General features: G+C 67.1%; 9 protein-coding genes. 8 read left to right on the top strand and 1 reads right to left on the bottom strand.

Annotated elements, in window-relative coordinates; genetic code table 11:
• The first annotated feature begins 61 nt into the window (after nucleotides 1–61).
• Genes AAGT95_RS12115 through AAGT95_RS12105 form a run of 3 tightly spaced genes read left to right on the top strand, consistent with a single transcriptional unit; the run spans nucleotide 62 to nucleotide 4,812 of the window.
• Entirely contained in the window at nucleotides 62–1,468 is a 1,407-nt protein-coding gene (locus AAGT95_RS12115; protein ID WP_342593941.1) for a TolC family protein, read from the top strand.
• Nucleotides 1,465–3,624 (top strand): type I secretion system permease/ATPase, encoded by a 2,160-nt coding sequence (locus AAGT95_RS12110; protein ID WP_342593940.1) that lies wholly within the window; start codon nucleotides 1,465–1,467, stop codon nucleotides 3,622–3,624. The genes AAGT95_RS12115 and AAGT95_RS12110 overlap by 4 nt, the downstream gene beginning before the upstream one ends.
• Entirely contained in the window at nucleotides 3,625–4,812 is a 1,188-nt protein-coding gene (locus AAGT95_RS12105; protein WP_342593939.1) for an HlyD family type I secretion periplasmic adaptor subunit, read from the top strand.
• 39 nt (nucleotides 4,813–4,851) lie between these two features.
• Here AAGT95_RS12105 and AAGT95_RS12100 read toward each other — a convergent pair whose 3' ends face one another.
• Nucleotides 4,852–5,553, bottom strand: coding sequence for a hypothetical protein (locus AAGT95_RS12100; RefSeq protein ID WP_342593938.1), 702 nt, complete (start codon nucleotides 5,551–5,553; stop codon nucleotides 4,852–4,854).
• A gap of 174 nt (nucleotides 5,554–5,727) precedes the next feature.
• On the opposite strand from AAGT95_RS12100, the gene AAGT95_RS12095 reads away from it, so the two are divergent.
• From AAGT95_RS12095 to greB, 5 genes are all read left to right on the top strand, one after another.
• Entirely contained in the window at nucleotides 5,728–6,852 is a 1,125-nt protein-coding gene (locus AAGT95_RS12095) for an acyl-CoA dehydrogenase family protein (RefSeq protein ID WP_342593937.1), read from the top strand.
• Nucleotides 6,849–7,640 carry a PIG-L family deacetylase gene (locus AAGT95_RS12090; RefSeq protein ID WP_342593936.1) on the top strand — a complete coding sequence of 264 codons (792 nt, stop codon included), beginning with the start codon at nucleotides 6,849–6,851 and terminating at the stop codon, nucleotides 7,638–7,640. The genes AAGT95_RS12095 and AAGT95_RS12090 overlap by 4 nt, the downstream gene beginning before the upstream one ends.
• A complete protein-coding gene (locus AAGT95_RS12085; RefSeq protein WP_342593935.1) occupies nucleotides 7,637–8,242 on the top strand; it encodes an SAM-dependent methyltransferase in 606 nt (201 codons plus the stop codon). The genes AAGT95_RS12090 and AAGT95_RS12085 overlap by 4 nt, the downstream gene beginning before the upstream one ends.
• Nucleotides 8,243–8,288: 46 nt before the next feature.
• Nucleotides 8,289–8,936, top strand: a complete 648-nt coding sequence (locus AAGT95_RS12080) for a glycosyltransferase (protein WP_110603251.1) — start codon at nucleotides 8,289–8,291, stop codon at nucleotides 8,934–8,936.
• 73 nt (nucleotides 8,937–9,009) lie between these two features.
• On the top strand, nucleotides 9,010–9,552 hold the full coding sequence (gene greB / locus AAGT95_RS12075) for a transcription elongation factor GreB (RefSeq protein WP_342593934.1): 543 nt from the start codon (nucleotides 9,010–9,012) through the stop codon (nucleotides 9,550–9,552).

Genomic DNA, 9,552 nt, shown 5'->3' with positions numbered 1-9,552 from the left:
GTCAGAAGGAAAAACGGTCATCGACGACTTATCCCAACACGCAGAAAGGTGGTCTATACGCATGCTGGCAATCGTCGTCTGTCTAGCGCCGACCCTGGCGAAGGGTCAGGAAGCCGACTGGTGGAGTGCCGTGGACCACGAGGCCACCGGCCATGGGGCGCCCAAGGTCGTCCCGAGGATCAATGCGACGCTGCCGACCGAACCCTGGTCGCCCTCGACGACATCGGCGATCAGGCCCACCGATACCGACAGTCGGCCTCGCTCCACCTCGCGCTCCGGGCCGCTGTCGCTCGAGGACGCCGTGCGTCGGGGGCTGGCAATCAACCCGACGGTCCGCGCGGCGATCGCCGATGCCAGCGCCGCCGGTACCGAGGTGGATATCGCCGAGTGGGGCTACTTCCCCACCGTCGACCTCTCGGCGGGTCCGGAAGAGTTCCCCTTCAGCGAGTTCGGCTACGAGGCCTCGGCCCGTCAGATGCTCTACGACTGGGGCCGCATCGACAGCCAGGTTGCCAGCGCCAGCGCCGCGGAGCGCGAGGCTTGGCGGGCGCTCGGCGTAGCCGAGGAGGAGGCCGCGCTCGATATCGCCGAAGCCTACCTGGACATCCTGGCCGCCAGGCGTCGGCTGGAAGTGACCCAGCGCTATGTCGATGAGCTCGAGACGCTGCGCAGCCTGACCCGGGATCGCGGCAGCACCGGCTATACCGACAGCAGCGAGCAGGGGCGCGTGGCACTGGACCTGGCCCAGGCCCGCGGCGATCTGGCCACGGAACGCGGGTCGCTGAACGATGCCCGTCAGCAGTTCCGAGTGCTGGTCGGGGTCTCCCCGGACGCGCTGGATACGCCCGATCCGGAGACCCTCACCGACCGCCTGGATGACGCGAGGCTGGAAGAGTGGATCGTGGCGGCGCCGGCCTACCGGCAGGCAGTGGCGGCCGCCGAACAGGCACAGGCCGACCTGGACGAGACCCAGGCGTCACTCAAACCGCAGCTCAATCTCGAAGGCTCGCTGGAGCGGCGCCAGATCGGGGGAGAACTGCAGAACGACTCGGTGATCGGGCTGCGCCTGCGAATGGACACGCTACAGGGGCTGGCCAACTTCCAGCGTCCGGACGCCGCCCGGCAACGACTCGAGGCCGCCCGTTACCGCGTTGACAGCCAGCGCCGCGAAATCCGCCGCAGCGTACTGACCTTGATCGAGAATGCCGAAGTCTACCGCCAGCGCCAGCAGGCGCTGACCGACCAGGTCGAGGAAGCCCGGTCCGTGGGCGATCTCTACGACGACCAGTTCTCCGTGGGATTGCGCGACGTCAACGATCTGCTGACGATCCGGCAGGAAGCGTTCTCGGCTCGCCGCCAGCTGATCGACCTGGAGAGTCAGCAGAAGCGCATCCAGTATCGCGCCGCTTCGCAACTGGGATTGATCAATCCGTTGATCACGGGCCGCCTGGGAGATGACATCCCATGAGCCTTTCCTCCTCCCAACGCTTCACGGACCCGATCGACGAGAGCAGCGACCCGCTGCGGGAGGGCATGGTACTGCTGTGCCGCCGCCTGGGCCGCCCCACTTCCATGTCGGAGCTCGGCGACGGGCTACCGTTGGAGCAGGGACGGCTGCCGCTGAGGGAAGTCTCCCGCGCCCTGCGCCGAGCCGGGGTCAGCGCCCGCGTGAGCCGACGCTCGCTGAAGGATATCTCGCCGCGATTGCTGCCGGCGCTGCTGATTCTCAAGAGCGGCGATACGGCACTGCTGGAATCGCTGGACGGCGAGGAAGCCCGCATCGCCCTCCCCGAAGCCGACGGCGGCGAGGAGACGATGACACCGGAAGCCCTGGACGCTCTCTACAGCGGCACGGCGATCTTCGCGCGGCCGGCCGCCCGCAGCGACGACCGCGCCGGCAACTTCGCCCAGGCGCCCCACAAGCACTGGTTGAAGGAGCCGTTGAGAGCTTGCTGGCCCGCCTATGCCGAAGTCGGCGTCGCCGCCCTGGCCGCCAATGTCCTGGCGATATCCACTGCCCTGTTCGCGATGCAGGTCTACGACCGTGTCGTTCCCAACGCCGCCTTCGATACGCTGTGGGTGCTGGCCAGCGGCGTGGCGCTGGCGGTACTGCTGGAGTTCCTGCTCAAGGGGCTAAGGGCACACCTGCTGGAGGTGATCGGCAAGCGCCTGGATCTCGAACTCTCGTCGAAACTCTTCGAGCAGGCGGTTCGCCTGCGCCTCAACGCCAAGCCCTCCTCCACCGGTGCCTTCACCAGCCAGGTGCGAGAATTCGAATCGGTCCGCGAGTTCTTCACTTCCGCCACCGCCGGCGCCATCAGCGACCTGCCCTTCGTGGCGCTGTTCGTGCTGATCATCGCCTGGATCGGCGGCCCGGTGGCATGGGTGCCGGTGGCCGCCATCGCCGGCATGATCCTCCCCGGGCTGCTGCTGCAGCGCTATCTGGCCAGGCTGGCCCGGGAGAACCTGCGCGAGGGCGCGGTCAAGAACGGCGTGCTGCTGGAGTCGCTGGACCAGCTCGAGACCGTCAAGGCGACGCGGGCCGAGGGCAGAAACCTGGCGCTGTGGGAGTCGCTCTCGGCGCAGCTCTCCAACGCCTCGATCCGGCTGAGAGCCGTCACCAGCATGCTGACGCATTCGGCCTCCCTGTTGCAGCAACTGGGGTACGTCGGCATCGTCATCGTCGGCGTCTACCGCATCAGCGCCGGCGACATGACCATCGGCGCGCTGATCGCCTGCTCCATCCTCGGCTCGCGGGCCATCGCCCCGATGGGCCAGACCAGCGCCCTGCTCGCCCGCTGGCAGCACGTCAAGGCGGCGGTCGAGGGGTTGGACGAACTGATGCAGGCCCCCAACGAAAGCGGCACCGGCCAGAAAGTCCGCAAGCCCCGGCTGCACGGCGACTATCGCCTGGAAGAGGTCGTGGTCCGCCATCAGGAAGAAGGGCCAGCCGCGCTGCAGCTCGACGAACTGACGATCGAGGCGGGCTCGCGGATCGCGCTGCTGGGCGGCAACGGTGCCGGGAAATCGACCCTGCTGCGACTGCTTTCCGGTTTCGTCGAGCCCACCGCCGGCCGCGTGATGCTCGACGACATCAATATCACCCAGATCGAATCCGCCGACCGGCGCCAGGCGATCGGCTATCTCCCTCAGGATATCGCGCTGTTCTACGGCACCCTGCGGGACAATCTGACCCTGGATGGCGCGGCCTACGAGGACGAGGAGATCTTCCAGGCGCTGGACGGCGTCGGCCTGGGCCGATTCGTGCGCAGTCATCCCCAAGGGCTGGAGTTGCCGATCGCCTCCAGCGGCAGCGTCTCCGGCGGGCAGCGTCAGGCCATCGGCCTCGCCCGGCTGGTGCTGCAGGATCCCCGCATCGTACTGATGGACGAGCCCACGGCCGCCTTCGACCAGAACAACGAAAAACGCGCCGTGGCCTTCCTCAAACGGTGGATGGAAGGTCGCACGCTGATCGTCTCGACTCACAAGAAGCCGCTGCTGGACCTCACCGAGCGCGCCATCGTCCTGCGCGAGGGCAAGCTGGCGATGCAGGGCAACCTCGATCAGGTCGTGCAGGGCAATCGGGTCGCTTCCGGCAACCCAAGCCCGAGGGAGGGACGCTAGATGGCTACCACACTCAGCGACCAGGAGCTGCAGCGCCAGCTTGGCGACCCGCGGGCCAACCTCCGCCATCCGCTCGCCCGCCCCGTGGTGTGGGCCGTCCTCGTCTGCCTGCTCAGTTTCATCGGCTGGTCCGCCTGGGCGCACATCGCCGTGGTGACCCACGGCCAGGGCCGCGTGATTCCGGTCAGCCGCATCCAGTCGATCCAGAGTCTGGAAGGCGGGATCATCGATGAGATCAAGGTGCGCGAAGGCGATATCGTCGACAAGGGCCAGTTGCTGGTCAAGCTCAGCGGCACGCGCTTCCGCAGTGCCTACCAGGAGACGGAAAACCAGGTCCAGGCGCTGAAAGCCGCCATCGCCAGGCTGCAGGCCGAGGTGCTCGAGGCGGATAGCATCGACTTCCCGGCGGATGTCGACGCCCAGAGCTCGCTGGCCCGCTCCGAGCGCGAGCTGTTCCACGCCCGCCGGGAAAAGCTGCGCGAGGCCACCGACTCGCTGGACCACGAGATCCAGATGGCCAGCCGACGACTGAACCTGATCCAGCCGCTGGTCGAGCGCAAGGCCGTCAGCCAGATGGAGGCGCTGCAGCTGCAGCAGGACATCGCCTCGCTGCGTGGCAAGCGCGCCGAGATCCAGAACAGCTACGTGCAGGACGCCTACACCGAACTGACGGACAAGAAAGGCGAGCTGTCGTCGCTGGAGCAGGTACTGGTGCAGCGCCAGGATCAGTACCAGCGTACCGAGCTTCACTCGCCGGTGCATGGCCGGGTCAACGCGATCAACTACACCACCCGGGGCGGCGTGGTGCCCCCGGGCGAGACCATCATGGAAGTGATTCCGCTGGAGGACCAGCTGCTGCTCGAGGCCAAGATCAAGCCGCAGGACGTTGCGTTCCTGGCGCCCGGCATGCCTGCCAGCGTCAAGATCACCGCCTACGATTACACGATCTACGGCGATCTCGAAGGCACGGTCGAGCAGATCAGCGCGGATACCATAGAGGAGGAGACGCCACGGGGCACGGAATCCTACTACAAGGTCTACATCCGCACCGACGGCGGCTCGTTGACGCACCATGGCAAGGAGCTGCCGATCATCCCCGGCATGATCGCCCAGGTCGATATCCAGACCGGCGAGCGCAGCGTGCTGGACTACCTGCTCAAGCCACTGCTGAAAGCGAAACTCTACTGACGCTTGCCAGCGCCGTGCAACGGCGCTGGCGGTACTGGCTTACCGATGCTCGGCGAGCCAGCGCTCGGCCTGCTGGCGCAGTGCTTCGTCGGAGCTGCGATCCGCCCGCGCCTGCCCCGCCACCGCCCGCTGGGCGTAATCGAGGGCCTGGGCATGCTCGCCTTCATCTTCCAGATATTGGGCATAGTAGAAGTTGGTATCGATGCCGTCGGGCCGGATATCCACCGCCTTTCGCAGCAGCTCCCCGGCCTTGTCCGAATCGCCGAACGCGATCGGCCAGCCCGGCGCGTGCTGGTAGAGCGCACCCAATGTCACGTAGGCCGAGCCGTTCTCGCCCTGGGGATCGATGGCGATCGCCTTTTCCAGCGCCGTGCGCGCCCGCTTGGCCAGGTCCAGCGCCCCCAGGCCGCCCTTCGCCTTGGCGTAGGACGCCAGCACGACCCCCTGGGCCGTCAGCACATGGGCGTTGTCCGGCTGATTCCTGGCCAGTGCATCGGCCTCGTCGGCCAGGTCTGCGAACGCCTTCATGCGGGCGCCGCCCTGCATCTGGTACTCGACGTTGCCCCACCGCTGCATGAGGGAGAACAGGGTCGCATCCGGCGTCTGCGCCACGGCGGTCGCCGCCGCGAACAGGAGCCCCACCACCACGCCGATCCGCAGCACCGGCCGGCGCCAGAAGCGGTAAGAGGGAAAACGCTGCCGCCATTGTCGTTGCACTGCCGCAATACCTGAAAGAGCCATCGGTGCCACTCCTGAACGAGCCGTCGTTGCAATCTAACGAGCGTTTGAATTCACCACTATAGGGTTTTAGTCGCAGGCTCTGGGCCTGGACCTCGAAATGGCTGCCGAAAACTGAATAACGTCTACGCTCAGGGGTGATAGGCACCGACGTGCCGCCTGGCGAGGTAGATCGTCGTGACAGATGTCATGGAGTCGCTCCCCCCCTGCCTCTCGGCTTCCGAGATTGCCGCGTCACTGCACCGGCTGGCCGCCGATTGGCCTCATCCCGCCGCCGACCCCGAATCGCTGGCGCAACGTCTGCGGCAACTCGTGGCATCGCGACTCGACCAGATCGATCTCCCCGCGCAGGGAAGAACGCTTGCCCGATGGCAACGTCTATCGGATATCGCCGCGCTCGATCTCGGCCTGGCCAAGCTGTTCGAGGGCCATACCGACGCCTTGGCGATTCTCGCCGAGATATCCCAACCCAGCCGCTATCCCGCCACGGCACGCTGGGGCGTCTGGGCGGCGGAGCCGCCTTTCGCCCGCCTGACGCTGAGGCCCGCCTCCGAACGATCGGGAGCGCTGGTCGATGGCGACGACGTCGTTCTCGACGGGACCAAGGCGTGGTGTTCCGGGGCGCATGCCGTGACCCATGCGCTGGTAACTGCCTGGTTCGAGGAAATCCCCTGTCTCGCCGCCGTGGACCTGTCCCAGCCCGGTGTTCAGGTGACGACGCGTGGCTGGGCGGCGGTCGGCATGGCCGCGACTGTCAGCGTCGAGGTCGAGTTCGAGAACGTCGAGGCCACCCTGGTCGGCGATCCCGAAGCCTATCTTCGACGCCCCGGCTTCTGGCAGGGCGGTATCGGCGTTGCGGCGTGCTGGTGGGGCGGTGCGCAACGGATCGGTGAGACCCTGCTGGCCGGGGCCACCCCGGGCGACCCCCATCGCCTGGCCCATCTCGGCATGGTGGATCTCGCCCTGCGTAACGGCGCCGCGAGACTGCGCGAGGCTGCCGCCTGGATCGATGCTCACCCGGCAGAGAACGCCCAGTTTCTCGCGCTATCGGTCAGGGCCGCGATCGACGACATGGTCGCCACGATCATCGAGCACGCCGGGCGTGCACTGGGCGCCGCCCCCTACTGTCGCGATGCGGCCTTCTCCCGGATGATGGCGGACCTGCCGGTCTTCGTGCGCCAGACCCACGCGGAGCGGGATCTCGAGTCGATAGGTCGCGACTTGCTGCAGCGGCGCCAGGACGACAAGGCGCCGCTCCCCAGTGACGAATCCCCTCACCATGGATGGAGATTGATGTCATGAATCACGAAGCCACGGAGTCCGAAGCGGCCACGGCCGCCGATGATCGCCGAATCGTCGGCGCGGGCACGCCGCTCGCCGAGTGGCGGCAATGGCAAGGTCTCTCGGCGCTTCCCGCGGTCGACGCCGGGACGCTAGTGCCCGCCGGCTCCCGCGCCGTGGTCGTTGCCCCTCATCCCGACGACGAGATTCTCGGCTGCGGCGCGCTGCTGCAGCAGTGGTCGGCACTGGGTCGCGAGCTGTTGATCGTGTCGGTCACGGAGGGAACCGGCAGCCACCCCGGCTCTTCCGCCTGGCCGCCGGAGCGGTTGGGACGGATACGCCCGGAGGAGAGCCGGCGGGCGTTGTCGCGGCTCGGCCTGGAGGGGGTGGACGTCATCCGGCTGCATCTCACCGACACCCGGGTCGGCGAGGAGGCCCATGAATTGGCCTATCGCCTGCACCGGCTCCTGCGGCCCGACGACGTGCTCGTCACCACCTGGCGAGGTGACGGCCACCCGGACCATGAGGCTACGGGGCGCGTCTGCGCTCAGCTCGCCGACGACCACCGGCTGGCGCTGGTCGAACTACCGATCTGGATGTGGCACTGGGCCAAGCCCGAGGACATTCGCGTCCCCTGGCACCGGGCCCGGCGCGTTACCGTCGATCACGATCAACTCGCGCGCAAGCGAGCGGCGATGACCGAACATGCCAGCCAGTGCGAGCCCGACCCGTCGACGGGCCGGCCCGCCGTTCTGTCGTCGCCCACGCTTGCTCGTCTCATGCAGGACCACGAGGTGGTGCTGACATGAGCGAAGCCTCGTTGATGGCCCATTTCGAGCGGCTCCATGCCGGCTCTCCCGACCCGTGGGGGTGCGACACACGCTGGTACGAAGCCCGCAAGCGCGCCTTGACCCTCGCCATGCTGCGCCGGGAGCGCTACCTCCACGGCTTCGAGCCCGGCTGTTCGGTAGGCGCGCTGAGCGCGGCGCTGGCCCGGCGCTGCGACAGCTTCACCGGCTGGGATGCCAGCGCCAGCGCCGTGGCCCGCGCCAGAAAGCGGCTTGGGCATCTCGACCATGTACGCTTCGAACGACGCGAGCTCCCCACTGCCCTGCCCTTGGCCACCTTCGACCTGATCGTTTTCAGCGAGATAGGTTACTACCTGGACGAGACAGCATTGGGGGCCACGCTACAGTCGCTACAGCGAGCGCTGGCACCCGCCGGCGATTTCATCGCCTGCCACTGGCGCCACCCCCTGGCCGACGGCTACCGCTCCGGCGATGCCGTGCATGAGTGTCTGCACGAGCAACTGGGGCTGACCGCGATATCGAGCCTGGTCGAGCCGGACTTTCGAATCGAGCTGTGGTCCGGAGAGGCATCCGAGGCCGTGCCGACGGGAGAATCGCGATGACGCTGGCGACAACCAGGAGACACCCGGTGCCGCGGAGTCCCGCACCTTGATCGGTATCGTGGTACCCGCCCATGACGAGGAGGAAACGCTCGGCGCCTGTATCGCTTCGCTGCAGGTCGCTGCCGCGCACCCGGCCTTGCAGTCCGAACCCGTCCGAATCGTGATCGTGCTGGACGCCTGCCGGGATGGCTCAGCGGCGATCGCCCGCCAGGCTGGCGTCGCGCGGCTCGAGGTCGCCTTTACCAATGTCGGCCGAGCCAGACATCACGGGGCGAGCTGGGCGATCGACCAGGGCGCAAGATGGCTGGCCTTCACCGACGCCGACACGGTCGTCGAGGCCGACTGGCTGGCGCGCCAGATCGCCAGTGCCGCCGATGTGGTGTGCGGCAGTGTCCATCTGCTCGATTGGGCGACGCTCTCGACGGAACTTCGCCGGCGCTACCTCTCCCACCGTCGATCCGTGACGGCCGGAAGACATATCCACGGCGCCAATCTCGGTGTGAGTGTCGCTGCCTATCTCGCGGTGGGGGGCTTTTCGCCATTGACCGCCGACGAGGATGTCGCGCTGGTGGAGGCGCTCCGACAACGGGGATTCACTGTCGACTGGTTGCAGGAGATGCGGGTCAAGACGAGTTCCCGCCGGAAAGGCCGGGCGCCGGGCGGGCTGGGGGCGTTGCTGGAGTCGCTCGAGTAGGGCGTCAATGGCCGGCGCCGTGGCATTCGCGTTAGGCTACCGCCATCCTCAGGCCGTTGGAGACGCCACCTCGATGCAAGGACGGAACATGACTCGCTGGCGCGATCCCAAGAAGGATCCGCGCCAGGAGAAGAAAAGCAATCTGATCACGCCACAGGGTTTCGACCGGCTCCAGGGCATTCACGATCATCTCTCCCGCGTCAAGCGACCGCAATTATCGACCAAGGTCGGTGAAGCCGCCGCGCTGGGTGACCGCAGCGAAAATGCGGACTACACCTACAACAAGAAGGAGCTCAACCGGGTCATCGCGCGAATCCGCTATCTCCGCAAGCGCCTGGACGAGCTGCAGGTCGTCGACCGCTTGCCGGCGGATACGGGAAAGGTCTATTTCGGCGCCTATGTCACGCTGGAAGACGATAACGGGGAGGCGCTTTGCGTGCGCCTGGTCGGCCATGACGAAACCGACACCGGCAAGCACTGGATCAGCGTCGATGCCCCCCTGGCCCGGGCGCTACTGGGAAAAGCGCTGGACGACGACGTCACGGTCGCTGCACCCGGCGGCGAGACCCACTATATCGTCACCGATATTCGCTATACGGACGGCGATCGCCAGTGA

This window comes from Salinicola lusitanus (assembly GCF_038648475.1).
Lineage (GTDB): Bacteria > Pseudomonadota > Gammaproteobacteria > Pseudomonadales > Halomonadaceae > Salinicola > Salinicola lusitanus.
This window is presented reverse-complemented; position numbering and strand designations above follow the sequence as displayed.

Excerpts from the sequence above, each read along its gene's own strand:
- AAGT95_RS12115 (WP_342593941.1), top strand. The coding sequence starts at position 62 with ATGCTGGCAATCGTCGTCTGTCTAGCGCCGACCCTGGCGAAGGGTCAG.
- AAGT95_RS12110 (WP_342593940.1), top strand. The coding sequence starts at position 1,465 with ATGAGCCTTTCCTCCTCCCAACGCTTCACGGACCCGATCGACGAGAGC.
- AAGT95_RS12105 (WP_342593939.1), top strand. The coding sequence starts at position 3,625 with ATGGCTACCACACTCAGCGACCAGGAGCTGCAGCGCCAGCTTGGCGAC.
- AAGT95_RS12100 (WP_342593938.1), bottom strand. The coding sequence starts at position 5,553 with ATGGCTCTTTCAGGTATTGCGGCAGTGCAACGACAATGGCGGCAGCGT.
- AAGT95_RS12090 (WP_342593936.1), top strand. The coding sequence starts at position 6,849 with ATGAATCACGAAGCCACGGAGTCCGAAGCGGCCACGGCCGCCGATGAT.
- AAGT95_RS12085 (WP_342593935.1), top strand. The coding sequence starts at position 7,637 with ATGAGCGAAGCCTCGTTGATGGCCCATTTCGAGCGGCTCCATGCCGGC.
- greB (WP_342593934.1), top strand. The coding sequence starts at position 9,010 with ATGCAAGGACGGAACATGACTCGCTGGCGCGATCCCAAGAAGGATCCG.